The sequence below is a fragment of the Novosphingobium sp. FW305-C-30-35 genome (assembly GCF_058783135.1).
The window spans coordinates 31656-57250 of record NZ_JBYSYJ010000003.1 but is presented as its reverse complement, the minus strand read 5'-3'; the positions used below and the strand labels follow the sequence as shown (position 1 = coordinate 57250).

The 25595-nt window shown below is 57.2% G+C and carries 19 protein-coding genes and 7 pseudogenes; 7 read left to right on the top strand and 19 right to left on the bottom strand.

What is annotated here, in order from left to right:
• Positions 1-148 precede the first annotated feature (148 nt).
• From AC3WLM_RS19765 to AC3WLM_RS19750, 4 genes and pseudogenes are all read right to left on the bottom strand, one after another.
• Positions 149-325: pseudogene (locus AC3WLM_RS19765) on the bottom strand (IS5/IS1182 family transposase); the annotation flags it as partial.
• 400 nt (positions 326-725) lie between these two features.
• Entirely contained in the window at positions 726-1793 is a 1068-nt protein-coding gene (locus AC3WLM_RS19760; protein ID WP_492478561.1) for a glycoside hydrolase family 99-like domain-containing protein, read from the bottom strand.
• Positions 1794-1839: 46 nt separating this feature from the next.
• Positions 1840-2403, bottom strand: coding sequence for an acyltransferase (locus AC3WLM_RS19755; protein WP_492478560.1), 564 nt, complete (start codon positions 2401-2403; stop codon positions 1840-1842).
• 35 nt (positions 2404-2438) lie between these two features.
• The gene (locus AC3WLM_RS19750) at positions 2439-3734 is read right to left on the bottom strand and encodes an MATE family efflux transporter (protein ID WP_492478559.1); all 1296 of its coding nucleotides are present in this window, start codon (positions 3732-3734) and stop codon (positions 2439-2441) included.
• A 207-nt stretch (positions 3735-3941) separates the two neighbouring features.
• Here AC3WLM_RS19750 and AC3WLM_RS19745 point away from each other — a divergent pair, with 207 nt between their 5' ends.
• Positions 3942-4178, top strand: a complete 237-nt coding sequence (locus AC3WLM_RS19745; RefSeq protein WP_492478558.1) for a hypothetical protein — start codon at positions 3942-3944, stop codon at positions 4176-4178.
• A 142-nt stretch (positions 4179-4320) separates the two neighbouring features.
• Here AC3WLM_RS19745 and AC3WLM_RS19740 read toward each other — a convergent pair.
• From AC3WLM_RS19740 to AC3WLM_RS19730, 3 pseudogenes are all read right to left on the bottom strand, one after another.
• Positions 4321-4503, bottom strand: a pseudogene (locus AC3WLM_RS19740) (integrase core domain-containing protein); the annotation flags it as partial.
• A pseudogene (locus AC3WLM_RS19735) lies at positions 4497-4903 on the bottom strand (transposase); the annotation flags it as partial. The pseudogenes AC3WLM_RS19735 and AC3WLM_RS19740, both read right to left, overlap by 7 nt.
• A gap of 88 nt (positions 4904-4991) precedes the next feature.
• Positions 4992-5729, bottom strand: a pseudogene (locus AC3WLM_RS19730) (IS701 family transposase); the annotation flags it as partial.
• A 638-nt stretch (positions 5730-6367) separates the two neighbouring features.
• Between AC3WLM_RS19730 and AC3WLM_RS19725 the strand changes: the two are divergent.
• Positions 6368-7546, top strand: a complete 1179-nt coding sequence (locus tag AC3WLM_RS19725) for an O-antigen ligase family protein (RefSeq protein WP_492478557.1) — start codon at positions 6368-6370, stop codon at positions 7544-7546.
• Between the two features lie 167 nt (positions 7547-7713).
• A pseudogene (locus AC3WLM_RS19720) lies at positions 7714-8168 on the top strand (transposase).
• Between the two features lie 123 nt (positions 8169-8291).
• Here the strand turns inward: AC3WLM_RS19720 and AC3WLM_RS19715 are convergent.
• The 3 genes from AC3WLM_RS19715 to AC3WLM_RS19705 all read right to left on the bottom strand — a co-directional run bounded on the left by AC3WLM_RS19715 (position 8292) and on the right by AC3WLM_RS19705 (position 11168).
• The gene (locus AC3WLM_RS19715) at positions 8292-9311 is read right to left on the bottom strand and encodes an IS110 family RNA-guided transposase (protein ID WP_492478556.1); all 1020 of its coding nucleotides are present in this window, start codon (positions 9309-9311) and stop codon (positions 8292-8294) included.
• 200 nt (positions 9312-9511) lie between these two features.
• Positions 9512-10600 (bottom strand): IS5 family transposase, encoded by a 1089-nt coding sequence (locus AC3WLM_RS19710; protein WP_492478555.1) that lies wholly within the window; start codon positions 10598-10600, stop codon positions 9512-9514.
• A gap of 37 nt (positions 10601-10637) precedes the next feature.
• Entirely contained in the window at positions 10638-11168 is a 531-nt protein-coding gene (locus AC3WLM_RS19705; RefSeq protein ID WP_492478554.1) for a helix-turn-helix domain-containing protein, read from the bottom strand.
• Positions 11169-11440: 272 nt separating this feature from the next.
• Here AC3WLM_RS19705 and AC3WLM_RS19700 point away from each other — a divergent pair, with 272 nt between their 5' ends.
• The 3 genes from AC3WLM_RS19700 (at position 11441) to AC3WLM_RS19690 (ending at position 14663) form a co-directional block, all read left to right on the top strand.
• Positions 11441-12502, top strand: coding sequence for a glycosyltransferase family 4 protein (locus AC3WLM_RS19700; protein ID WP_492478553.1), 1062 nt, complete (start codon positions 11441-11443; stop codon positions 12500-12502).
• Entirely contained in the window at positions 12499-13473 is a 975-nt protein-coding gene (locus tag AC3WLM_RS19695) for a glycosyltransferase family 2 protein (RefSeq protein WP_492478552.1), read from the top strand. Before AC3WLM_RS19700 ends, AC3WLM_RS19695 begins: the two co-directional genes overlap by 4 nt.
• Positions 13474-13772: 299 nt before the next feature.
• On the top strand, positions 13773-14663 hold the full coding sequence (locus AC3WLM_RS19690) for a sulfotransferase family protein (protein ID WP_492478551.1): 891 nt from the start codon (positions 13773-13775) through the stop codon (positions 14661-14663).
• 174 nt (positions 14664-14837) lie between these two features.
• On the opposite strand, the pseudogene AC3WLM_RS19685 reads toward AC3WLM_RS19690, so the two are convergent.
• The 9 genes and pseudogenes from AC3WLM_RS19685 to AC3WLM_RS19645 all read right to left on the bottom strand — a co-directional run.
• Positions 14838-15020 (bottom strand): annotated as a pseudogene (locus AC3WLM_RS19685) (integrase core domain-containing protein); the annotation flags it as partial.
• A 239-nt stretch (positions 15021-15259) separates the two neighbouring features.
• Entirely contained in the window at positions 15260-16903 is a 1644-nt protein-coding gene (locus AC3WLM_RS19680; protein ID WP_492476953.1) for an IS1634 family transposase, read from the bottom strand.
• A gap of 163 nt (positions 16904-17066) precedes the next feature.
• A pseudogene (locus AC3WLM_RS19675) lies at positions 17067-17353 on the bottom strand (transposase); the annotation flags it as partial.
• Positions 17354-17484: 131 nt separating this feature from the next.
• A complete protein-coding gene (locus tag AC3WLM_RS19670) occupies positions 17485-18594 on the bottom strand; it encodes a hypothetical protein (protein WP_492478550.1) in 1110 nt (369 codons plus the stop codon).
• Positions 18595-18615: 21 nt separating this feature from the next.
• Positions 18616-20850, bottom strand: a complete 2235-nt coding sequence (locus AC3WLM_RS19665) for a GumC family protein (RefSeq protein ID WP_492478549.1) — start codon at positions 20848-20850, stop codon at positions 18616-18618.
• A gap of 2 nt (positions 20851-20852) precedes the next feature.
• Complete coding sequence (locus tag AC3WLM_RS19660; protein WP_492478548.1) at positions 20853-21542, bottom strand: polysaccharide biosynthesis/export family protein; 690 nt, start codon at positions 21540-21542, stop codon at positions 20853-20855.
• Complete coding sequence (locus AC3WLM_RS19655; RefSeq protein ID WP_492478547.1) at positions 21539-22885, bottom strand: O-antigen ligase family protein; 1347 nt, start codon at positions 22883-22885, stop codon at positions 21539-21541. Before AC3WLM_RS19655 ends, AC3WLM_RS19660 begins: the two co-directional genes overlap by 4 nt.
• Positions 22886-23013: 128 nt before the next feature.
• Entirely contained in the window at positions 23014-23268 is a 255-nt protein-coding gene (locus tag AC3WLM_RS19650) for a hypothetical protein (protein WP_168905583.1), read from the bottom strand.
• Between the two features lie 435 nt (positions 23269-23703).
• Positions 23704-23994, bottom strand: coding sequence for a hypothetical protein (locus AC3WLM_RS19645; RefSeq protein ID WP_492478546.1), 291 nt, complete (start codon positions 23992-23994; stop codon positions 23704-23706).
• A 598-nt stretch (positions 23995-24592) separates the two neighbouring features.
• On the opposite strand from AC3WLM_RS19645, the gene galE reads away from it, so the two are divergent.
• Positions 24593-25594: a UDP-glucose 4-epimerase GalE gene (gene galE / locus AC3WLM_RS19640; protein ID WP_492478545.1), complete on the top strand. Its 1002-nt coding sequence runs from the start codon at positions 24593-24595 to the stop codon at positions 25592-25594.
• Position 25595 lies beyond the last annotated feature (1 nt).

The window sequence follows — 25595 nt, the reverse complement described above, 5'->3', positions numbered from 1 at the left end:
ATCGCCGACCTGCACAATACTCCACAGAAACACCACGTTCAGCGCAAATGTTGTTACTACACCCAATCTCCGCGCCAAATCCACATCACGCAAATTCAATCACTTACGAAGCAATGTTCGACACCTGTTCCAACGTCACTGTCCAACTTGGGTCAAACGGCGGCCGCCCGCCTTTGCCACGAACACTGCGGCGCAGAGCGGCGATCAATGGCCCCCGGAAAACCTCAAAGTCGACCACCCCGGACAGACGCTCCAACGGATCACCCGCTGCGCTCAAGGCCTCGTACCGGTTCGAAAGATCAAAGAAACCGGGCTGTCCCGCCATCATCGCCTCCGCTCACCCGCAAAGGCAGTGAATCAGGTCAGGCCGACAAGCGCCAGAGTTTTTCGAGCCGTCCAGGTTTTTGCGGGTGTCCAGCTTCGCTCAGCACATGAAGCGGGGGTGGGGCCATCAGCAGGGTGAATCAAACTCCGAGTCACCGCGCAACCATTTTCTGCCAACCTCGTGAGCAGTTACCCAATCGGGCGGTTACGATGAAGAGCGTCGCCATGTCTTCGCCCGCCTCGGCGGGCGAAGACATGGCGCATATCGCAATCGCAAATGTCGGTAACAATCTTCGATGAGGCAACAGGGGGGGCAGTTTCCCACTTCGCCTGACACTGTCGGTCTCCTGTTGCGAGTTTAATACGCTCAGGTGACCGGCGCTAAACCGTTACAAGTCCAGCTATTTTTCGCTGAAGACAGAGCGAATAGCGTCGATATCAGTTGTGCCCCGACCGCGAGTGGGTTCGATATAGGAGCCTTCACCGAACTCGTTCCAGCAACACACAATACCATAGGCATTGCCACCTTGGACTTGCTGCGCCATCATCGTGCGGGCTGCGCGCAAGTGCGCTACGAACTCTTCTGGCGTGGATTCTGATAGATCGCGGAGGGTATCGAAACTGCCTCCCCAGGGTCTGCGGTCCCAACCGGAGATCATCGGCACGATCATCGGTACGGTGCTGATTCGGTCTGTTGCAGCCCAATGGCGACGATAGGCATTGTCAAGTTCCAGATAGCCGTGAGTTCCACGTATATCACCCGGGCCGCGATTGAAGTTATAGATCGAAACTGCACTTAATCCGTTGCTCTTGGCCTGCGACATCATGGGGCCGATATTGCCGACGAAATAGAACCCCGTCAGCCCGCGCTCTTTCGCGCGCGCCTGGGCCCATGCAAGCCATTCCTTTATAGAGCTGTTCTGCAACTTTGCATCGGCGTTAAGCTTGTCGGAGGATTGGAATTGAACGACTGGCCGACCGCTGATCTTTAGATAGCGGGAATCCTTGGTGTAGCGGTCCAGCCAAATATCGACCATTGCGTGCCAATCTGCAGTGGTGTACCTATTCTTGTTTTGGTTACACCACATAACTGCGAACTTCACTGCGGTCTGATTGGTCTTGAGATAAGCGTTGATCGCCTGGTCAAGCATCACTGAATTATTCTGATAGTACCAGTCGAACATTACAAAGCTAATTCCGCCCTGAGACATGTAATCCAGCTGCTTGGCCATCACATTGGGATCACTGTCGTCATAAAAACCGATGAGCGGCTTACGCTCCGGAAACGAGCGGATCTTCTCCCAAGGCTTTCTGTACTGTCCTTGCGGCAAATCCTCCATCCAACCAGGGAAGTAATATACGCCGACCACGTCTCTCACCGCCACCGCCTGCTTGGGTTCCGAAGCCCCGATGAGCAGCGTGACGAGCGAAAGGGCCATTTGAAACATCGGGCGACGAGCTTTCGACATCGGGCGCTCCTTGTCTCGGCAAACTTCACTCTATCAGTCACAACTCTCAGCCTGTGCTGACCTCCGCCTCGAAGCCCGGACGCATCTTGAGCACCCGCCCTGGAATGCCGCCCACTATTGCGCCAGGCGGCACGTCACGGATTACCACAGCGCCGGCTGCAACGATCGCGTGGGCGCCAATTCTCACACCTTCTAGGATGATCGCACCCTGCGCGATCCATACTCCGTCGCCGATCGTTACTGGCTTCGACGTGATCCCTTGAGCGACAATCGGCATATCGGTGCGTGTAAAAACATGATTGCTGTCGCGCACGCTGACCGACCCCGCAATTATCACGTCCTCGCCGATCGTGATGCTAGCGTTAGACCCGTAAACGCAATGCGGTCCGCAGATGCTCCGCTTCCCGAAAGTAATCGTGCCGCTTCCTTGGAACAAGGTGCTATGACCAATGGTGTTTGCACCTTCGAAGATCACTTTCAAAACGCTTCCACTACCTAATTGGAAGAACCGAACTCCTGGAAATAGTCGCAACTTGCCGCGTCTCACAATATGGGGCCAATAGACCAAGCGGATAGTAGAAGTAGCTACTGCATAGATCAAACGCTGCACGCAACGAGACCATGCGCGAGAAATTGTTCCACCGTTCACGCCGCAATTTCCCTTCGCAGAAAGATCGAGAAGACATCTACTGGAATTTTTACCACTACACGCGCACGAAGTGCTGTAACAATCGAAATGGAGATGTCGTTAAGAACTAATGCAGCAAGAGCCGCATATACCCCCCAACCGAACGCTAGCAGCAAAACCATCCCGATGAACATTGATCCAAGGCCACAAACAATACAGGCATTGCGTAGAAAGCGTATTTCGCCACAAGCTATCAATACAGCACCTGATGGACCTGACAAGATGTTTGCGATCTGCCCAATCATGTAAAACGCGATTAGATCCGAATGATCGGCAAGTCCTGCTGAAAAAAAAGTAAACAATTTTGTCCGAAAAATATACACTAGCAACATTAGTGGTACACTAAGTGCAGTGGACAAAATCACAGCTTGTCGTGCTTGCCGACGACAACCTTCTACATTGCCTTGAGCAAAATCGGTAGCAAGACGTGGCTGGGCGTAGCTATTCACCGAAAGCAGCACGAACCGAGTCGCTAGTACGTATTTAATTGCAACTGACAAGCCAGCGAGATCGGCAGGCGTCAGGAAAAAGCCGTAAACTGCCATCGACACATCTGGATAAAGCGTGATGAGCAATGACAATGTGCCGTACGTCGATGCTCCACGCAGATTGGCCACCGCCTGTCGGACAATGGCGATGCCGCGCACCATCTCGCCGAACCGGCTCCAGGGAACTCGCATATGTATCAAGCCATAGACAAATCCTATCATTTGCCCCAGTGCGACAATGCATAAACAGGGCACAAAGCTAGTCGGTTGCACAGTAATCAGCAGAATCATAGAAACAATAGGTGGCACCATCAGAACTGCAATGTCGGCATGGACTTGTCGTGTCTGTCCTCTTAGTGCGCCACCTACAGTCTGGATCAGACTGCCCGGCAGGGAAAGTAGCACTGCGGCCGTAATCGCAACAGTCCGCCATCCTCCGCCAAGAGCCGTAGCGGCAATTCCGCCCAGTGCCGTTAGCAGAATAGTCGGAAGATATATCATTAGTGTACTCGCGATAGATATAGCGATTCGCTGATAGGCACGGATAGGTTGCGGTGAAGTCAGCAATGGCGGCAGAAGGGCCGGTAACGATATCGCGGTGCCAAGCATCATAAGAAGGGCAATAATGTTCATGCAAGAATAGGCGAACACGTATTGCCCGCCGACCGTGGCGCCCACGACCTTAAACACACATAGCTGCCATAAAAAGGCTAGTAGAGTGCCTCCAACCTTCACCGCGCTGTTGAAAATCACCGTCTTGAACAAAGTATGGACTCCGGAGAACGCAGCTTAGGAATCAGGCTTAAGGCTGGCGGCATCGCCCGCCCAAGCAAGAGCCTTTAGCCCATGGCGAACCGACGTTGTCCAGCAAAATAAGCCCTTGCGGGTGAACTGATGGGTTGGATGTCCCCTTCGAGCGGCGTCGTATGATTCCGAACCGGCAGCAGAACGTGCCAAGCGAAGGAGGAGTAAATGACCGACGTCCACATCCTTGCCATTGACCTGGCAAAGCGCAGTTTCCAGATCTACGCGACATCGACGGGAGGAGCGGTTCTATTCAACCGGACCATGTCGGGGGCCAAGCTCAAGGCGCATCTCCGCGAACAGGCGCCATGTATCGTCGCGATAGAAGCCTGCGCTACGAGCCATTTGGACACTTCTGTCATTGGGTGCCTGGCTGCAAGGTTAGAGGTGGCTCGGTTGGTCTGAACAGCGATCGGCGTTTGGTAAGTGGATCGTCCGCCAGGTTGCTTTCCTGAATTGCCGATATTGGGCGTCACGCAGGGCGGGCGTAGCCCGACCGGAGAGAGGCCCAATATCGGCGGTGACCTGCCCCCCGGCAGTCCCTCGATCATAACGAGAGTCCAGCGGTTAAATACGATGGCCCAGACGCCTGCACAAGCGCGTCGGGCATAATGATCTCGTCCTGCACGAAGGCTCGACGCGCTTGTGCAGGCGTCCGGTTCCCCAACGATGAGTGAGGCCGGACATTGTTGTAATCATAGCGCCAGATGGCCAGTTTTCGTCGGGCATCGGCCGGGGCAGATAGTAGACGCTGCCCCGGCTGATCCCCAGTTCCCGTGCCTGCCGCGCCACAGGCAGGCTGTGCGAACGGTCGATCATCGTTTTGCGCTCGGCAACAGTCCTGCCTTGCCGAGCGCGCCGGCCAAAAAATCGTTCGCCAGCGTCAACTCGCCGATCTTGGCGTGCAGTGTCTTCACGTCGACCGCCGGCTCGGCCGCTTCCGCGGCGCTGTCTGCGCCGAAAACTCCGGCCGCCCCTTCCAGAAACTGCGTGCGCCACGTCGTGATCTGGTTCGGGTGTACGTCGAACAACTGCGCCAGCTCGGCCAGCGTCTTCTCACCCTTCACGGCGGCCAGCGCCACCTTCGCCTTGAACGCCGGACTGTGGTTCCGGCGGGGTCGTCTGCTCATCTCGTCTCCTGTCATGCCGCCACACTGGCCGCCGTCAGGCAGAAAATCCACTTATCACGCTGTGCAGATTCTCCAGGCCACCTCTGTTCTTGCGTGGCCGTCCGCGACCAGCAACCGGGAAGATCATGGCAACATCGGCCGGATAGACCTTCTGCTTGTAAGGTATGCCCACTGCCCAGATCAGACCGCGCTCGGTCAGTGCCTGCCGGAACGGGCCGGACAGGCCATAGCCAGCGTCGGCCAATATGCCACCGAAGCGCACACCAGCGCTGCGCACGCGGTCGATCTCGGCAAGGGCGATATCGGGCTTGGTGCGATAGGCGCTCGCCTCTGCAGGAACCTTGGCACGGTCCATCCGCGCCGCATCGCTGGTCCAGCTCTCAGGCAGGAACAGGCGCAACCCGATCATGACCGGCACTTCGTTCGATACCAGCGTCACCGACACAAGGGTCTGGCAGTTCGCGTTCTTGCCCAGCGCCGAGGCATATTGCGGCGCCACGCCAACCGACGCACGCCCCTTCTTGGGCAAAGCCGTGTCATCGATGATCAGCCAGGCATCGCTGCCACCCACAAGTGCATCGGCCTGCCGACAGAGTTCTTCCTCCAATGGCGCGCTGTCCCACAGGGCACCACCGATAAAATGGTGCAGCTGATCGTAGCCAATCCCCGGCGAACGCATCGCCATCGGCTGCACGCTCTTGCGGTCACCAGGGCCGATTAACCCCTCGACATATGCCGGACACATCCGCGCCCTGCGCCGATCGCCCAACATACCCAAAAAGGGCGCGAGCCACTCCGTCAGCTCATCCCGCCATGCTTCCACCATCGCCAGCCTCCACGCTGACGATCTTGAATCACGATAAGCGACTCTTGTGAATCTCAAAAATCCACTTCTGCCAAAGTAGTGCTAGTGTCCTTGACGATAAGGACGAAGTCGTCGTCGTAATGGCAGTAGGCGACGGCAGGATTCCATTGCGGGTACTCGCGAACCGTGATGGGGCGCACCTGCTGAACGCCGAAGTTCCATGCTCAGCGATCCTTTCGCGCCTTGTCGCTCAGGCGCGGTGGTTGCGCCATCTCCAACTTATATTCGGTCAGCGCACTGGGCTGTTGTACCAACATCTCGCTTGCTGCGGACGAGGCCCAGACCAGGTTATCCAGACTGCCAAGCAAACAAATCCTGCCGCCATGAACCCTTGACAGATATCCACCTCATATAAGCATTCACGTTCAGGGAGCCGCCGGCATCAAACAGGAAAAATCGCGCTCCAGGGCAATTTTGGTAAGTGACAGTTGCGCTCAATGGCTTCTATGCAGCGTCTCCGCGGTCGGTCGATCCATTGTCTAGTGAGGTAGGGTGCAGTGCAGGCGTCATCGGCAATCAACCAACTCCAGCCAGCGCCACGTGCGAAAGCCGAAGCCTACCATATGGTCCTTCTGTGCTGCTATTTTTTGCTCGTAAACTTGATCGATCCGGACCTCGCGCTAATAGGGACGATAGCGTACTTGGGCATTTTGTTCTTCGTGAGTCGTGTCCAGTTCGTACCAGCCAGTTTGATGTGGCCGACGACCCTCTTCGCGCTTGTCGGCGTAATGATGACCTTAGTCTGGGGTGTCGATGACACCCGCAGTTTCTTCCGGTCAGGACTCTACCAGCTTTTCCCGATGGCCAACATTCTGCTGGGGTTGCTGCTGGCGTATCGGATTCGCGATAGCCGAACTTTGTATCGTGCTGTAGTTTTGGCTGGTGCAATTTTGAGTTTAGTTTACATCGTGCGCTATTCAACGTCGGAGTTGACGAATGATGTCAACCGGTTTGAATTGCGTGACACAATTGGCCACGGTTTCCTCCTGAGTGCTGCTGCGGGCGCAGTAGCAATGGCCCGTTGGCGAAGCCTGCCTTGGCCACGCAGCGTGAGCTACGCGCTTGCAGTTTTATGTCTAACGTCCGTCGTAGTGTCGGATAGCCGCACTGATCTTTTGAGCATGATGATCCTGCTAATAGCAATGGTCTATCCCATTATCGCGCGGCGGGTGAACGCAACCAATACCATTGTCCTAGTTTGTCTGTTTGCAGTTTTTACCACTCCGCTCCTGTCAGAAATGCTAGGGCCGTCTCTCACCCAGTCTCTGGGAAGATACTTCAACCTCACCGAGATGATGGCTTTGGATTACAGTCGATTCGACGATATTAATATGCATTGGCGTGGCTATGAAGCCACCCGAGCCTATGAATTTGTATCCAATCACGGTACGCTCGCTACTTTCTTTGGCATGGGCTGGGGTACGAACGTTCCTCTACATATCACCATCGCACTCGGCGATGACACGATGTCTGCAATCGGCAAGTTCCATAGCGTTTATTCGCAGCTGCTTGTTCGGGGCGGTTTCCTTGGCGTCGCATTGTACGCCACCCAGATGGGCCTGTTTGGCTTCTACATTGGGCGACCGACGTTGATGCGAGGAGATTCTGAGTATCGTCGCTTCGGTGCGGGCATGATGATCTGTGCGCTCCTAGCCGGGCCCGCAGTGACGGGATTCTACGCTTCAGGCGGCACGGGCGCCACCTTGGACATTTTGATTTCGATTATTGGTGGAAGCGCATTGCTAAGATCGCGCCTGCGCGAGAAAATAGGTCGCTAAAAACAGGGCCATTAGACGCGAAGATTATCAGTTAGCAACGGAAGCATCCCACATGGACGCTGTTGAGTTTTGAGCTTTTTAAGTGTTATACCAAGGTGGACGGTTCGAAAAACTCTGGAGTTTGGTGACCTGACCTGATTCACTGCCCTTGCGGATGAGCGGAGGCGATGATGGCGGGACAGCCCGGTTTCTTTGATCTTTCGAACCGGTACGAGGCCTTGAGCGCAGCGGGTGATCCGTTGGAGCGTCTGTCCGGGGTGGTCGACTTTGAGGTTTTCCGGGGGCCATTGATCGCCGCTCTGCGCCGCAGTGTTCGTGGCAAAGGCGGGCGGCCGCCGTTCGATCCGGTGATGATGTTCAAATTCTGGTGCTGCAGGCGCTCTATTCGCTTTCGGACGAAGCGACGGAATTCCAGATCAAGGATCGCTTGTCGTTCCAGCGCTTCCTGGGCCTTGGGCTCGATGGCACGGTGCCGGATGCAACGACGGTGTGGCTGTTCCGCGAGCGCTTGGTGCAAGCCAAGGCAATCGACAAGCTGGACACCTTCTGTAATCGTTCAAGGGCGGTGACGGGTAAACGGGCCTCATGCTTCTGTACGCGGTCCTGGTTGGCCGCTGGCTGAGAGAGGCGAAGGGTGGGTCGGGTGCCGCAAGCTCGAAGCCGTGATCGATGGTCACAAGTTGTCCAACGCGGTCATCCACCTCCACACGATCCCGTATTCCACGACAGGTCGTATCCGATCAGGTCATACTGGCCTCAGGGCAGAGAACGGCGTGCGATTGATCCACATGCGATGCATAACGACGGCGAGCCTGCGAGCGAGAGCGACGCGTGCCTTGCGCATCCCGCGCCGCCGCGCGACATTGAGGGCCCAGTCTCTGAGCCAATTCTGGCTTTTGCAGCGGGTAAGGACCGAGTTGGCGGCTTCATAGAGCAGCCAACGAACCATGCCGTCGCCACATTTGGTAATTCGTCCTCTCTGCTCGACCTCACCGGACGCATATATTCGTGGTGTGAGACCGAAGATGGCGCCGACGGTTTGGGACTTTTCGAACCTTGAGGCAATGTCGACTCCGGTCCGGAATGCGAGCGCCGTCATGGCGCCGACGCCTGGCACACTCATCAGGAGGCGGCAGATATCATCTGCCCGTGCGGCGGAGAGCAATTGTGCGTCAAGATCGGCCATCATGACCAGCCCCTGTTCATATGCCTTGAGCAAAGGCTCGGTCATCCCGAGGAGTTCGGCATCATCGAGCTCTTCACGCACGCGGCGTGCGAACAGCGACGATTTCCCGGCGCCAATACGGTAGCCGAATGCCTTGAGCGTGCCGCGGATGGTATTGAGCAAATCCCTGTTTCGCCGCATCATCGACTGTCGATGTCGCAAAAGAAGCCGCAATCGCTGGCTTGCGTCGGTCTTCACATGGGTAGCCTTGAACAGACCGGTCCTCATTGCCTGGGCGATCAGGCGCGCATCCCGCTTGTCGGTCTTGACCGGCGATGCCTTGGCGAACGCGCGCATCTGGCGAACCTCAATGCAGATCGCCGGCAGACCAAGATCGGCAAGACCTGCATAGAGCCAGGGCGCCTGAGGGCCGGCTTCGAGGCCCACGCGCCGGAAAGACGGTGCGACCTGATAAAGCGCTTGCGCAATTGCCGCTGGATCGCTGGCAACCACCAGTTCCCGGATGACAATGCCATCTTCATTGAGGATGCATATCGCCGTCTTCTCCAACGAGACATCCAGTCCTGCATAATGGTTCATGAGCGAGTCTCCTTGTTTCGTGAGATCCACATTCTGACGCACATCGACGGCGCAGAGCAGTGATTAACTCAGCTCGAAGAACCGTCTGATTTTGGCGTAATTGCGATGTGATGGCACAGGAGCGGGTGGCGAGCTCCAGGCTTGGGTTGCTGATCCGCTGATTTCCTTGGTGGATCCGACTTCCGAACGAGGTTTTCGCGTTATGCAGGCGCACTACGCCCCTCAAGCCAGGCGAGCCTCTGGAAGTTATAGGCAAGGTTGGCCATGCCGATCTTGATGCGGGCGCGGGCAATGCCAATGGTGCGCACGACGAGCCCCATACGGTGTTTCTGGCCGTCGAAGACGTGTTCGACTGCCGAGCGGATGGCCGATCGCTTTGCGTTTGCTCTGGCAACGCGCTCAGGCATGGCGCGGCGGTTCGGTTTGCGCTGGTGGATGTGGCTCTTGAACATGCCCCTCTCGAGAAAGGTTTCGTTTTTCTTCGACCGGTAGGCGGTATCAGCCCAGACGCCCGAACCGGTGTTGTTCGTGCTGATCAGATTCGGCAACCGGGCGCCGTCATGGGCATTGGCGGCGCTGGCATCCCAGGTCCGGATCAACCCGTGAGCCCGGTCGATGCCCACGTGGTTCTTGTAACCGAACATCGGGATGGCGAGATCGACCGGCTTGAAGGCCTTGGGATCGGCACCCTCCTTCACCTTGGCCTTGGTGTACTTCACGCTCCAGCGGGCATCGCGATCCTTCTGACGGAGCCGGGCTGGCTTTGCCTTCCATACCTCCGGGATCCGGCCGTCCTTGATCGCTGCCTTCTCCTCGTCGGTGTTCCGCTGCTTGGGGGCAGGCACAACGGTAGCATCGATGATCTGGCCGCCCATGGCGAGATAGCCCCGGTCGGTCAGTGCGGCATCGAAGCGGGCGAAGAGCTTGTCGATTGCCTTGGCTTGCACCAAGCGCTCGCGGAACAGCCACACCGTCGTTGCATCCGGCACCGTGCCATCGAGCCCAAGGCCCAGGAAGCGCTGGAACGACAAGCGATCCTTGATCTGGAATTCCGTCGCTTCGTCCGAAAGCGAATAGAGCGCCTGCAGCACCAGAATTTTGAACATCATCACCGGGTCAAACGGCGGCCGCCCGCCTTTGCCACGAACACTGCGGCGCAGAGCGGCGATCAATGGCCCCCGGAAAACCTCAAAGTCGACCACCCCGGACAGACGCTCCAACGGATCACCCGCTGCGCTCAAGGCCTCGTACCGGTTCGAAAGATCAAAGAAACCGGGCTGTCCCGCCATCATCGCCTCCGCTCATCCGCAAGGGCAGTGAATCAGGTCAGGTCACCAAACTCCAGAGTTTTTCGAACCGTCCACCTTTCTTAAAATCGGCAATGTCATCGCTCCTCTGGCCACGGTGGCGTGGCCGGGCCGTGAGCTTGCGGTAGCCCATAGCGCGAAGCTCGCGCCCGAGGGTATGGCGTGTGACCGACAACTCGAACTCGTCCCAGATCCACTGCGCCAGATCGCACAGCCGCCAGCGTACTACCCCATGCGCTGCAGGAACTGGCCCAGCCTCGACGATCTCGGCAAGCCGCGCGCGCTGCTCATCGCTCAGGATCGAAGCCCGCCCCGGAGCCTTGCGCGTTGCCAGACCATCGGCACCTCCCTCGTTGAAGCGCAGAACCCAGTCGCGCACGATCTGCAGCGTCACGCCGGCAATCTTCGCCGCTTCGCTACGGCTCCTGCCGTCCAGGATCAGTGCAACAGCCAACAGACGCCGGACCTGATCGGCATCGCCACTTCGTCGCGCAAACCCACGCAAATCCAACGATGTGTAGTCAGATCGAACCCCAATCGCTGCCGCCATCGCAAGCCTCCATGTGCCTGCAACGTCGAATCAGATTTTCATCCGCTTGGGAATCCCCGGCGTGAGTCCGACTCAGCGCGCCTTGGTATTAGGCACGCAGTGTGATAGTGGGCGAAAGATGGCTGTAATGATTTGGGTTCGGTGTGGATATCAGTGGATGGCGCCCGCGGGCCAGAATCTCCTGCAAGTCCGCGATGCCAGCGGTTCGGGTCATTGCGCCGATTGCGTGCAGCTTTGCAAAACTTCATCGGCTGAATTCGGAAAGGGCGGTTGTGCGGATCGGCATTGATGGACATGTGCTCACAGGTAAGCACCAAGGTACCAAGACTACACTCACCAACCTGCTCAAAGCAATGGCCGTCGCTAACGGGCGGCACAAAATGGTGGTCTTTTCGAACGATCCCGAAGAAGCCCGCCTAGCCGTCGGCGAGGCGGGTTATGCATATCGCGCGCTCGTCAGCCATTCTCCGATCCGGCGCCTCTTGCGTGAATTTCCTCTCCTGTTCCGCAAAGAAGCGATCGACATTGGCGTTTTTAACTACATTTCGCCATTGCCCGGTCGCTCGGTCGTCTTCATTCATGACTTGCTTCCCTTCACACACGGAAAATATTTTCCGATTGGGTTCCGACTACGGGCGATGTTGTTCTTCGCCCTCTCGATGATGAGCGCATGGCGGATTATTGCGGTGAGCGAGTATACGGCAGCGAGTATTCGCGATTGCTTTCCGTGGCTTTCGCAGAAGCTGCGCGTTGCGCGCAACGGCCCATCATTTCCCGAACGGGTCTATTTCGAACCACGTACGCCCTCACCGGAGCGCTATGTGCTTGCCGTTGGGCGCATGGAGCAACGAAAAAACATCGCACTGTTGGCCGAAGCCTTCGTCCGTGGGGCCCCAGCCGACGTGTCGCTGGTCTGCGTTGGATCACGGGATCTTGGCTATGATTATCGCTTGCCTGACGATCCGCGCATCAGGGTCGTCACAGGCCTAGATGATGAGCGACTAATCGAGTTGTACAGAGGGGCTGATCTGTTCGTCTATCCCAGCAGCGCCGAAGGTTTCGGCCTACCGTTGCTGGACGCAACTTTATTCGGTCTGCCAGTGCTGTCGTCGGATCGAACCGTACTGCCCGAAGTTGGCGGCCATCTCGTCGAATATTTCAACCCTGACGAACCCGGTGCGCGGAACTGGCTTTCTGCCAGGATCGCGCGGCATTTTGCTGGAGATGCAGTCCAAGCACCTTCGCTTGCGGACCGGCTAGAGCAAGCTGCTCGCTTTTCATGGAACAAAGCGGCCATGGAGCTCGTCGCGGTGCTGGAAGAAGCTACACGATGACAAACGACACAAGCGGTCGAAATTGTCGGCCGGACGCAGAGCCTCGTATCAGTATTGTTGTCGTGACATACCGGTCGCTACCGTTTATAGATCGATGCCTCGCTCCGTTCATCAACCGCCCAGATCTGGAAATCGTAGTTTGGGAAAATGCAAGCTGCGATGTGATCGGTGATCACGTTCGCGCGCAGTATCCAGATGTTCGGATGATCAACAGCCCTGACAACCTTGGCTTTGCGCGTGGCAACAATCGTGCGTTCGAGCATTGCTCGGGCAAGTACATACTATTGCTCAACCCGGATGCATTCATCGACGACTCGACGATCATTGATCGGCTCGCGGATTATCTGGATAAGAACCCAAGGGTGGCCGCAGTTGGACCGCGTCTAATTCATGAAGACGGCAGTCATCAGGTTGGCGATGCTGGTTGGCGTATTTCACTCGGCACCGTCGTGGCGCACGCCTTTATGATGCAGCGGCTATTCCCTGCTCTTCCCAGCCTTTATCTCACCAATCCTAGCCTGCTTGACCGAGCGAGTCTACCGGTCGACTGGGTTTGCGGTGCGTGCATGCTTGTCCGCATGGAGGTGATCGCGCAGCTTGGAGGGCTGGACGAAGAGGTATTCATGTACGGCGAAGATATCGAATGGTGCACGCGGATGCGCGACGGCGGCTGGCAAGTTCATTATCTGCCCGGCAATTCAGTACTACATCTTCAAGGTGCTACACAGCGCGAGCGCGGCAAGGCTTTCGCCTCCGTCAAATGGTTGGACGACGTAGCCTTTCGCTATCGCCAAATCGGTTCGCGGGCGGGCTACATACTTCTGCGCGGCGCAGTCATTTTGGGCTATTCTGTGCGTTCGATCATTTTCTACCTTACCTACATCGTAACTCGTCGCCAGAAACTGCAGCGCAAGGCTCAGGTTATGGCTTGTTTTGTGAGACATGTGTTTCGGCTACCGAATTTTTCGTGACAATTTAAATGAGATCGTGTCAAACACTACGGCAGATGGCCAACGCAAACATGCATCAATCCTTTTTGTTGGGTAGTCCGACTTCCCTGGCGGTTAAAGAGTTGAGGTGTAGACCTTTGACGTTTTTTTGTTGGATTGAGCATCGGCTTTTCCCTCGTTCTGACCGCGTGGTTGAGCGCACGCTGGCGATTCTGGAGGCGCGGGACGCATTCGGCCGCTAATCTAGTCTAATCTTCATGTGATCAAGGGAGCGAAGGTGATCCTATGAATAAGAGCGGCCTACGTCGGGATGACAAATCGTGACCCGCAATCTTGATTTTGTCATCATCGGTGCCCAAAAAAGTGGAACGACAACACTGCACGAGCTGCTGAAGGACCATCCTGGCATCGCGTTGCCCATCGAGAAAGAAGCCCCCTTTTTTCATTTGGCGGACGTTACTGAGAGTGCTTGGTTCAATCACGTGGACCATGAATATGGCGCGACTGGAGGAAGATTAATTGGCAAATGCTCGCCTCAATACATGAGCACTCCGTTCGCAGCCGACACCGTAAATCGCTTATTTCCGTCAGCTCGGATCATTGCCATACTGCGAGAGCCGATTTCACGGGCCTATTCTCATTACAGGATGTGCCTGCGTAGAGGTCAGATCACATCGTCCTTTGAAGAAGCAGCTCGCGAATGGATGAAGCCAGAGTCGCTCAAAGTCGCCCGATCATTGCCGCATATCGACGCAAACGAGGCACAGTGCTGCCTTGTCTGGAGCGAATACAGCCGCCTACTGCAACCATGGATAAATTTATTTGGGCGGAGTAACGTATTAGTTCTTTATACCGCTGATCTAGAGGCGAGGCCTCGCGAAGTGCTTGCCACAATGCTCGAATTCATCGGGGCCGACAGCGGTTGGGTCTCGCCTAATCTCGGCAAGACCTTTCTTAAGGGTGGTTCCCGGACAAAGCTATCGGTGTTACGGCCGCTTCGGCGGATCAAGGTAATTGACCGGCTGGTACCTGCTCTCATTGGCATTCTGCCGCGGCGGCTAAAGCATATGCTTCAACTCTGGAACGTCAGGCCTGATTCCGACGACGGTCTTGAGATGTCCGTCGAAACGCGCGCAGCGCTCACCCGCCATTTCGCCCGCGATTCCACCGAGCTGCGAGCGCTTGGCTACTTTCCGCCATGGACGAATTAGCAGGCTGCTGAGAGGTGGCTCGGTTGGTCTGAACAGCGATCGGCGTTTGGTAAGTGGATCGTCCGCCAGGTTGCTTTCCTGAATTGCCGATATTGGGCGTCACGCAGGGCGGGCGTAGCCCGACCGGAGAGAGGCCCAATATCGGCGGTGACCTGCCCCCCGGCAGTCCCTCGATCATAACGAGAGTCCAGCGGTTAAATACGATGGCCCAGACGCCTGCACAAGCGCGTCGGGCATAATGATCTCGTCCTGCACGAAGGCTCGACGCGCTTGTGCAGGCGTCCGGTTCCCCAACGATGAGTGAGGCCGGACATTGTTGTAATCATAGCGCCAGATGGCCAGTTTTCGTCGGGCATCGGCCGGGGCAGATAGTAGACGCTGCCCCGGCTGATCCCCAGTTCCCGTGCCTGCCGCGCCACAGGCAGGCTGTGCGAACGGTCGATCATCGTTTTGCGCTCGGCAACAGTCCTGCCTTGCCCAAGTTGAACAGTGCCTTCATAGAACGGATTTTATATCAATAGGATACGCGAGTGTGCGCGGGTGTTACCACTACATTTTGCGGCTGATGTGTGGGACGCGCGAACGCGCGGCGGAGCTTACGTTGCGGTCTGCTCAGCAATGTTGGCTGGGAGTGCGATGCCGACAGCCTTGAAGACGTTGCCCACGTCACCTGTGACGTGCGTGCGTGTGGTAATGGCCTTGCCATCCTTTTCGATGGTGGCCTGCTGGAGACGATCGAGATCGTTGAGAAGCGGCTGCCATTCGGGCTGGAAGCCCTTGTCCTGGCATAGCCGGGTCAGTTCCTTGGCGAGCGTCAGGGCAAGGAACGAGACGAAGACATGGCCGCGGATCGCGGCATCGGACTGATGGAAGATCGGCCGGGTATCGAAGCTGGCCTTGGCCACGCGGAACAGGGCTTCGACCTGTAGCAAGTCTCGATAGCGGATGACGGCCTGAAGCGGGGTGATCCGGGCATTGGTGCGCAGGACACTGATGCCGTCGAAGCGGGCCTCGTCGGCGAGTTTGCCCAGATCGATTTCGAAGCTCTTGCCGCTGGCTTTGAGATAACGCCGATAGGCCGAGTTACCGACCAGCGCCTTGTCGCCCTTCTTGAGCTGGGCCTGGAGCCCGTCGATGATGGCCTGACGGTCCGCCTTGTCCTTCTTGGCTTCGGCCTCGTTCAGCGTGACGATGTAACGCTGGGTGTCCTTGCCGCTGCCGACACGGACCTCCTTGACCCACAGCTGGGTCTCGCCTGCCTGCCGCTCGAGCACGAGCGGAACCATCGGAGCAGTGTCGTTCAACACGACATCGCGGATGACGCTGCTTGATCGCTCGCGGGCGCCGAGGATGTATTCCATGCCCAGCTCTTCGAGTGCGGCAATAGTGTCGGCGCTGATCATGCCGCGATCGGCCACGACGCAGGACCGGGTAATCCCGAAGCGCGTACGCAGGCGCGTGACGATGGGCAGGAGGACTTTCACATCGGCCGTATTGCCCGGCACCATCTCGGTGCAGATCGGCCGCCCCTGGGCATCGATCACCACGGCCAGGATCATCTGCGCAAGCTCGGGCCGGTGATCCTTGGAATGACCACGCCGCCCCAGCGTGTCACCGCCTGCGCCGTAGAACGATAGTGAGGTGGTATCCATGAACACGAGGCTCAGATCCGTGAACAGGTCCCGGCGCCTGTCGAACAGCTTCTCCTCGATCACGTCCTTCACGCATCGGGGTGCCAACGCGCCTTCAGCCTTCTCCTCGATCTCCTCGCCCAGCCAGGCCATGGCACGGTAGAAGTGATGGAGCGCCAGATCCTCAACTCCGTCGATGGCATAGCTCTTCATCCAGTCGGTGCACGCCCGGTCCGAGCCTGACACGAACAGCCGGTGCAACATGGCAACGAAAACCGCGCGTTCGACATCAAAGCCAAATCCACGCCCTGCCGCCACCTCGGCCAGCACGGCATCGACACCAAGCCGCTGCCACAACCGGCCAAACAGCAAGGGGCCGCCGATGCGGTGGGCGGTTATCTTGCCATCATCGATGTCGGAAAGGATGATGCTGCGTTCGGCGTGCCGGGCAATCGAAGCTGCCAGCCTGTCCAGTTCGCCACTGGCGGCAAGAGCATCCTTGCGGCCCAGCGCCTTGATGGTGCGCTGACGAACGACCTTACCCTCGCGCACGCTTTCGACGAGATAGAGGTAGCGGTGGCCCCGGGCGACTCGTTCGACAACAAACATGCATGTGTTGTTATCGCCGACCTGCACAATACTCCACAGAAACACCACGTTCAGCGCAAATGTTGTTACTACACCCAATCTCCGCGCCAAATCCACATCACGCAAATTCAATCACTTACGAAGCAATGTTCGACACCTGTTCCAACGTCACTGTCCAACTTGGGCCTTGCCGAGCGCGCCGGCCAAAAAATCGTTCGCCAGCGTCAACTCGCCGATCTTGGCGTGCAGTGTCTTCACGTCGACCGCCGGCTCGGCCGCTTCCGCGGCGCTGTCTGCGCCGAAAACTCCGGCCGCCCCTTCCAGAAACTGCGTGCGCCACGTCGTGATCTGGTTCGGGTGTACGTCGAACAACTGCGCCAGCTCGGCCAGCGTCTTCTCACCCTTCACGGCGGCCAGCGCCACCTTCGCCTTGAACGCCGGACTGTGGTTCCGGCGGGGTCGTCTGCTCATCTCGTCTCCTGTCATGCCGCCACACTGGCCGCCGTCAGGCAGAAAATCCACTTATCACGCTGTGCAGATTCTCCAGGCCACCTCTGTTCTCGATGTAAATCCCGGGTCACTTCTCAGTGACAATCAACAGCCTAATTCACCCAAAGCTGGAAGCGACCAGTTGGAAGCCTGAATTTGACACGGACAAAATCACAGCGATCCACATCCTTTAGCTTAAACCTAAGGCCTGAATTCGGTGCCGCCCCACCGCCATCAATACAAGAAAACGACAAATCTAAAGAGCGCACTTCCATTTTTCCTGAATTTATACTAGATGAGTACATAATATCTCGCACAATAACATCTTTTCCCGCAAAAACCTTGCTTGCAATCAAGCGCGAGAAAGGATCGGAATTTACTACTTCTAATATGCTCTTGCCGTCTTTTGATTTGATATTATATATGATACCTGGCTGATCTGTCACTTTCCATTCAAAAGGTCCCCGCCGATTATTACCGAAGTTTTGATCTATTGACACTTCGCCCGAAGCAGACGTCAAAAAGTTTTGACAGCGGGTACTGACTAATTGAGCAGCAAATTGAATTTCATTTTCGCGGGCAAAATCATTGGCAATTTGCCCTAGCTGGAAGCACTCATCCTCGCGATTGAAGGAAGGAGCTGAACCAAGAAAATATTCACTATCTTTGTTTTGGCCAGTAGTCCGCAGCCACATAGCAAACTTGAGCCAACTTGATCCGTCGTCAGAAAATGCATGCGTTACTTGCGAAGTATAGTCTTGCGCGTCTGCGGAGAGAAAGCCCCCTCTCTCGATAGCATCCAGCCTATCCAACCGTGTCAACGCAACCAGCCTTGGCCCTACGGCAGCCCAATTCTGAGCTAAAGTCGCTGTCTCGATCACTGCAGCTTGCACAGCGACATCGCGCCAACCGAGCGTCGCTGCCTGCACAAGCGATTCTGACGACATTTCAGGATTCAATACAGCGCTACTTCGACTCAGCACTGACAAAGCCTCGACGGACAGCGGCTGCTTCACTATCGCCAAGCGCGCGATGTCTATCGCTTCCATATCTCGACCGCTTGCCAGCTTGTCCAGACTTGCTTCTGGAAGGGTCTTCGACATTAAAAGCGCTGGCAGAAAAAAGGCGTTGATTCCTATTTTGGCCGAAACAGAGTCAACTGTCAGGCCAAGCATTAAAACTGACAGTAGGCAGAACACCACAATTCGCTCGAGTATCCGCATTCGTCCAGCACCAAACAAACGTCAAGTCTCCTCCGAGCCGTAACTGTAGTAGCTATAGCCATAATAGCCATAATCTGAATTTGCTGTCTTCGGGTCGAACTTGGTCAATACCGCCCCAATGATTTTGGCATTTACAAGGCTCAGTCGGCGCAGTGCCGCCTTCACTGCGCCCCGGTGCACTTGCGAGGAATCGACCACGATCAGCACAGCTTCAACGTGGGCAGCGATCGAAGCCGTATCCGACAGTCCCAGCATTGGTGGGCAGTCCACAATGACCACTTCCGCGAGGCTACAAGCTTCCTCAATCAACGCATTCAAGCGTCCGCTTCCAAGCAAGATGGATGCCTCCGGCGGCCTTGGTCCTGCCAGAACGAAAGACAATCCGGCCTCTTCGCTATCCAGGTGCACTACGTCAGCGAGCTGCGCATTTCCGCTGAGCACATCGGAAAGCCCGTTTTGTAGCTTCTTGTCCTTGATCCGGTGCAACGTCGGGCGCCGCATGTCTGCGTCGATCAGCAGCACCTTTCGGCCAAGTCGGGCAAGATCAATCGCAATAGCATTGGCGGTCGTGGATTTGCCTTCCGAAGCTTGCGAACTGGTGACTGCGATGGATGAGGGGACGCCATTGGCCGTTGCATAATTGAGATTGGTCACCAACGAAACGTAGGCTTCGCTGATCGGCAGCTTGGGATCGCTCCTCACCTGATCCAGTGCTGTACCGTCGGCAGCACTACCGACATGAGGGATCAGACCAAGCATTGGCACGCCAAGCTTGCTCTCGACATCGAGGGGCGAGCGAATTGTGTCGTCAAAGTGATCTTTCAGAAACACAAAAGCTGCTGCAGCACCAATTCCCAGCAGCAGGGCAATGGCAATGTTTTTTGGAAAACTGGGCGCCGTCGGTTCAGAGGGCACCTCAGCAACATCGACGACGGACACGTTGTTTGCCGATGCCCCAGCCGTGGCAGTCAGCTGGTTGTAACGCTCAAGCAACGCATCGTACGATGATCGGTTGGTCTCCGCGACACGCTTGAGAACATTATATTGCACGCCGCGATCTTGTTCTGTAAGCGCAGCCCCCTTGAGCGCGGCCACTTCGCTTTGAAGCGTCTTCTCCTTTTCAAGTGCGGCGCGATAATCAAGATAGACCGAACGCTTGATGCCATTGCCCAGCGCCTGGATCTGCTCTTCGACACGTGCGGACTGCGTTTTCAGGGCGAGCACTGAAGGGTAGTCATCCAGGTATCGCGCTCGGGCTGCTGCCAATTGTGCGTCGATCTCAGCCTTTTGCTTGATCATCGCCTGCATTGCAGGATTGGCGAGAGCTTGTGGCGTTGTCAGCACAGGCACATTGGCAATCGCTTGCCAGCGATCCTCTGCTGCAGCGCGCTCCGCAGCCGCCTGGTTGGCCGCCGAGTTCGCTTGGACGAGGCTCTCGTTGGTGACCGACAAAGTGGTTTCGCGGTCGGCGTTGACCCCCTGACCTGCCACGCGGATCAGGCCTGCTGCACGCGAATACCCGTTCAGTTCGCGCTCGGAAGCCTCAAGCTTATTCCGCGCGTCCTGTAACTGTTGCGCCAGAAAGTCGCGAGCATAGGACGAGCTCTCGAACTTGCGGTTGAGGTTGCCTTCTATATAGCGCTGCGCAATTGAATTTGCGATTTTCGCTGAAAGTGCGGGGTTAGCTGACTGAAAGCCAATCGATATGACCCGGCTTTCTCTGGGAAGGTTAATCGCGAGGTTCTTCTGTAAGAGCTCGATTGCCTGCTCAAGTCGATAATCATCGAGCGCCTTTTTGCCCGAGAGGTCAGACGGCAGGTCGGAAGCTTCCGGCAGCTTGTCCTTTACGGCTTCGAAAAAGGAAGGATCTGTCGCAAGCTTTTCAGCTTGAACGACACGGGTGGCCAAAGAGCGACTGTTGAGAACGTCCACTTGGGTTTGCAGGAACCGGTCTGCATCCTGATATGATGCCGCTGGCGTGAGTTCACTGCCTTCGAGAATCTGATCGGCCTGCTGCTCTACCAGGACCGATGCCGTTGCGGTGTAGATTGGCGTCATCAACAAGGTCGCGATGACGCCAAGCGCCACTGCCGCTGCCACGATTCCTGCGATCCACAGGGCTTCACGCCGCAGCAGGTTCAGGATTCGCCGAAAATCAATCGCGAACATGGGTTCGTCGATGTCGACTTGCTGATACTCGGGAGGCTGTCCGCCCGCTTGCAATGCCTTGCCCCGCAATGAAAAGTCACCCGCCATGATCAGAAATTCCGGAAAACGTTAAAGATGGGCGCGGCAGCGATGAAGTCGCGATAGGCGCCCTTGATGGCATTGAAGCCGACGACAATCTGGTCGCCGCCGAGAATCTCGGGATCCTGCGCGCGGCCTTCACGGATATCCTTGAGATTGAAAACGGCACCCATGCGTTGTCCGTTGATCTGCCTGAACACGACGATTTCGTTGACTTGCGCAACGCGCGTGAGCCCCTTGGCCCGGGCAATCGATTCCATAAGGCTGGATGAGCCCGATACTTCGTAGACGCCCGGTTCGATCACGTTGCCTTCAACCACCACGCGCTGTGCGGCGGAGGTTTCCACGCCAACCACGACCTGCGGATTGACGATGTATCGTGCGGACAAGCCCTTCTCCAGCTCACGGCTGAGTTCGATCGGGGACTTGCCTACCACCCGAACCGTGCCGACCAGTGGGAAGTTGATATTGCCGCCGGCATCGACCTGGATCTTCTCGAACGAGAGATCAGGCTCCTGAAATGTGCGGATCGAAAGCGTATCAAGCAGGCCGATGCGGTACTGCGCAGGGCCCTTGCCGGGGTCTGCCGCTGGAACCATCTTGTACGCATCCTCGCCGCGCGGCAGATATGCGGCGGGCGAATAGCAACCTGAGAGCGTAAGAATGAGCAACGCCGACAGCGTGACAGGTTGAACCTTCAAGTCTGCTTTCCTTCATACTCGGGTGGCCGGGTCAGCAAGCCGACCAGCAAGCCAGCAATCGCCAGCATGGCTTCATTGCGAAGGGGGTAGTCGATCAGTGCCTGCCCTGCAATCATCACGAAAGCTGTGGCGCAGATCACTTTTTGTGCTCGATGCTCGTCATTCACGGCCTCAGTGAAAAGGCGCACCAGCAGAAATGCAACCCAGCAAAGCAGAACGGCATATCCGACGATGCCACTTTCGATGCCAAGTTCAAGGAAGTCGTTATGTGCGCGGTTTGTTACGGCCGGAACGAGATTTTCGAGTGACTCATATATCGGGAAGACGGTCGTGAATGTCCCGGTGCCGGCTCCTGCTGGCCAGAATGCCTGCCAAGCGCTCCACGAATCTTGCCAGATCGCAACGCGTGCGTCCTGAAGATCGTCGAACCGGCTGAGTGCCTGCTGCACTCGCGTGTTGCTCAGGAGCAAGCTTACAGAGGCGATACAGGTTATCACCAACACAGTGCCACCGACCACGGCTCGGTGGCCCGCCTCCTTCAACCGGCCCTTGCGAGCGAGAAGGGACTGTCCAACCCGCCATGCCAGCGCCGCGCAAGGAACGATCGCAAGCGCAAGCGACGATCGCGACTGGGTCAGCACCACCGCAATCGCCAACATGAGACCAATCCCGATGCGCAGGCCAAGGTCCAGATTACGCGCGCGCAATTGCTGCGGGAGCAGGATGACGATGAGCAGGCAGATATCGAGAAACAGGCCTGCAGGGTTATGATAGGCGAACAAACCGTGGAGCTGGTGCGGGTTGCGGATCTGGTCGTAGGGAATGAGAATGCGGTTGCCCGACGAGAGTTGGATAGTGCCAAGCAGAACCATGAACAGGCCCATTGCAGCCAGGCTCTTGAGCACGAAGCTGCGATCGCGAACCGATGCATTGGCCACCAGAAGCGCAGCACCCACCGCAGGGATCAGGCTCAATGCCGCCATCATTGTCCGGGCAGGATCAACCGAGAACGACATCCATGCATCGGGCATTTCTGCAGCCGTCAAAGAGGCCAGCACAAGTTCACGACCGGCAAGCTTTGTCCACAGCTCCGGAGGCAACTTGATGACTTGCAAGACTGGCAGTGCGACAGTGATCGCAATCAGGACAAGCAACGCGCGGTCCAACTTTGCAAACTGCAGCGCGGTTTCTGGCGCTCTTGCGGGCCAAAGCAAGATACCAAGGACGACAAGTTGCACCAGCATATTGGGCAACGGGTAAGGAACGCCGCCCCCACCCAAAACAAGCGACACTGCCAGGATTGCGATCAGCCGAGCTTGCCGAACCTTAGGAATGCGCTGCAAACCAAAGCTCTCCCAATCAGAATGTCTCTATCTCGCAGAGCCGGAAATGCGCCATCGGCAGCAATCTGCAGGCGCAAAAAAAGGCTGGCCGATCAAGCCGACCAACCTTTCCTTGTATCAGGTTTCGCTCAGCCGTTCGACTTGTCGATAGCCTTCACGATACCGTAGGTGGCAAAGCCAAGAGCAAGCGCGCCAATGACGTAGCCAGCAGCCGAAATGCCGTTTTCACGCTTCACCGAGCGCGACGCACGGACTTCCTTGCTGCTGAGGACGGGCTTTACGCCATTGAGCGATGCAGCCGCAGTCGTGCCGGCATTGGCCGCCACAGGAGCAGTCAGCATCGCCGCAGCAGCGGCAGCGGCAATCATAGACTTGATCTTCATAACGGTCTCCATTCCAGAATCAGTTTGCGACCTGTGGGCTTGAATTACCGCACTGCACAACCAATGGCAACTGCTTAATATTACTCGTTCAGTGCGCCCCCATCCACAACCCGCCGGTCCCTTGTTGGTTTCTGCCCGGGGCAGGACGCAGCATTGTAGACTTGGCTGCACCATCGTCAAGTGTCTGTATTCTTTTGCATTATCTGGTACATCGCCCTGCCAGGAGACGAGCAAAAACTCATCCCCGGGCATGGCAGCACGTCCGGATCGTCATCGCTGTCGGTGCTGACTAAATCATGAACATCATCTTATCTTTAGTTCAGTCGGTCATGCGCGTCCGCCGCAACCGGCTAAGCAAAAGGCCTGATAGCGCTGCAAACGCAGGGCTAACCACGACTATCCGATCATGGCCTCATGACCATTCGGCCTGCGTCCTCACCCACCCTGACCCAGTGCTGGTTCACCCGAGCACATTCCCCTGCGCGCAGATCCCGGACACGCGACGACGAGTATTTCGTTGGCACCTGTCGCTACTGCCACCGGCCTATTCATTCCCGCTCCGGCAACCATTGGACACTTGCCGACGGGTTTGACCTTGATGCCCTTGCCGAACAGGCAACCCACCCGTTCATCTGTGTCAGCGATCCCGCAGATGGCCTCGTCATAGCCCGGATAGCGATCGACACTCCGGAAAGCGATGATGCCGCCAAGGAGCAACTGGCACATGTCAAGGAGCGTTACGCAAGCATGATGCCCGATCGCACCCTTGATGTCAGAGTGCTGGGGCGAGCGCGAAGCAAGACAAGGACATGAACCCGGCGGCTCGCCCTTGAGCTCGGCCTCACGAAAGCGCCTGTGACCCGCTGCTCTTACGCATCCCGCCAAGAGCCTGTCAGCGGGTGGGATCTCACTTCGCCGGTCTTCCCCATGGCCTCGACTGGCTGCAAGTCAGGTCTGTGCAGTTGTAGCCATGCCGGATGCAGATCCTTCAACGGTACCGCCGGCCCATCCCACCTTTGGACCCGCAGCAGTCGCCGCCAAGGCCACCCGGCACGCGCATCTGTCGCAGGGTCATAGACGATCATCAGCCCTCGCTGCAACGGCATGGAGGTCTCTTGGTTGAGAAGCAAGTGAGGCTATGCGTTCGGGCGCCAGTTCAGCATGTTGGCGGAGCGCCGGACACGCCCAAGGTCCGAAGTCTGTCGTCAATCCGTTTGCAATGCGCCTGTGACCGGATAGCTAGCGTCACCGGTTGAAGACGGCAGGTTCTGCCATAGCCACACGAACCTGACGTTGGTGCATCAATGTTTGGAGATTCATTTCAATGTCGAAAGTTCCCGTACTCGTCACCGGCGGCGCAGGCTATATCGGCAGTCATGCCGTTCTGGCGCTGAGCGATGCGGGCTATCCGGTCGCGGTCATCGACAATCTGACCACCGGCTTCCGCTTCGCCGTGCCCGAAGGCGTCGCCTTCTATGAGGGCGACATCGAGGACGGCGACCTTCTGGCGCGCATCTTTGCCGAACAGGGCATCCGCGCCGTCATGCATTTTGCCGGGTCGATCATCGTCCCTGAATCGGTCGGGAACCCGCTCAAGTATTATCACAACAACACCGCCAAGAGCCGCGCGCTCATTGCCGCTGCGGTTGCGGCAGGCGTGCCGCATTTCATCTTTTCCTCCACTGCCGCGACCTACGGCATCCCCGAAGTCTCGCCGGTCACCGAAGACAGCCCCAAGCGGCCGATCAATCCCTACGGCACGTCCAAGCTGATGACCGAGACCATGCTGGCCGACGTTTCGGCTGCCCATCCGCTCAACTACTGCGTGCTGCGCTACTTCAACGTCGCAGGCGCCGACCCCGAGGCCCGCACCGGCCAGTCTACCGCTGGCGCCACCCACCTGATCAAGGTCGCGGTCGAGGCAGCCCTGGGCAAACGCGCCTCGGTCGGCGTGTTCGGCAGCGATTTCGACACACCCGATGGCACCGGCGTGCGCGATTACATTCACGTCTCTGATCTTGCCGCAGCGCACGTCCTGGCGCTCGAGGCCCTCATCGCTGCGCCCACGCAATCGCTGACCATGAACTGTGGCTACGGGCGCGGCTTCTCGGTGCTCGAAGTGCTCGACGCAGTCGACCGCGTCACCAATCGCAAGATCGTGCGCGAGATGCAGGGGCGCCGCGCCGGTGATCCCGATTCGCTGATTTCCGACAACAGCCGCATCAAGGCCAAGCTGCCGTGGGTCCCGCGCTACGACGATCTCGATACGATCGTCTCCCATGCGCTGGCATGGGAGCGCAAGCTGAGCGAAATCCGCGGTCAGTAAC

Bases quoted from the DNA above. Each gene is read 5' to 3' on its own strand.
- AC3WLM_RS19760 (WP_492478561.1), bottom strand. From the start codon at position 1,793: ATGTCGAAAGCTCGTCGCCCGATGTTTCAAATGGCCCTTTCGCTCGTC.
- AC3WLM_RS19745 (WP_492478558.1), top strand. From the start codon at position 3,942: ATGACCGACGTCCACATCCTTGCCATTGACCTGGCAAAGCGCAGTTTC.
- AC3WLM_RS19715 (WP_492478556.1), bottom strand. From the start codon at position 9,311: ATGAACCATTATGCAGGACTGGATGTCTCGTTGGAGAAGACGGCGATA.
- AC3WLM_RS19710 (WP_492478555.1), bottom strand. From the start codon at position 10,600: ATGGCGGGACAGCCCGGTTTCTTTGATCTTTCGAACCGGTACGAGGCC.
- AC3WLM_RS19705 (WP_492478554.1), bottom strand. From the start codon at position 11,168: ATGGCGGCAGCGATTGGGGTTCGATCTGACTACACATCGTTGGATTTG.
- AC3WLM_RS19695 (WP_492478552.1), top strand. From the start codon at position 12,499: ATGACAAACGACACAAGCGGTCGAAATTGTCGGCCGGACGCAGAGCCT.
- AC3WLM_RS19680 (WP_492476953.1), bottom strand. From the start codon at position 16,903: ATGTTTGTTGTCGAACGAGTCGCCCGGGGCCACCGCTACCTCTATCTC.
- AC3WLM_RS19670 (WP_492478550.1), bottom strand. From the start codon at position 18,594: ATGCGGATACTCGAGCGAATTGTGGTGTTCTGCCTACTGTCAGTTTTA.
- AC3WLM_RS19665 (WP_492478549.1), bottom strand. From the start codon at position 20,850: ATGGCGGGTGACTTTTCATTGCGGGGCAAGGCATTGCAAGCGGGCGGA.
- AC3WLM_RS19650 (WP_168905583.1), bottom strand. From the start codon at position 23,268: ATGAAGATCAAGTCTATGATTGCCGCTGCCGCTGCTGCGGCGATGCTG.
- AC3WLM_RS19645 (WP_492478546.1), bottom strand. From the start codon at position 23,994: ATGTGCCAGTTGCTCCTTGGCGGCATCATCGCTTTCCGGAGTGTCGAT.
- galE (WP_492478545.1), top strand. From the start codon at position 24,593: ATGTCGAAAGTTCCCGTACTCGTCACCGGCGGCGCAGGCTATATCGGC.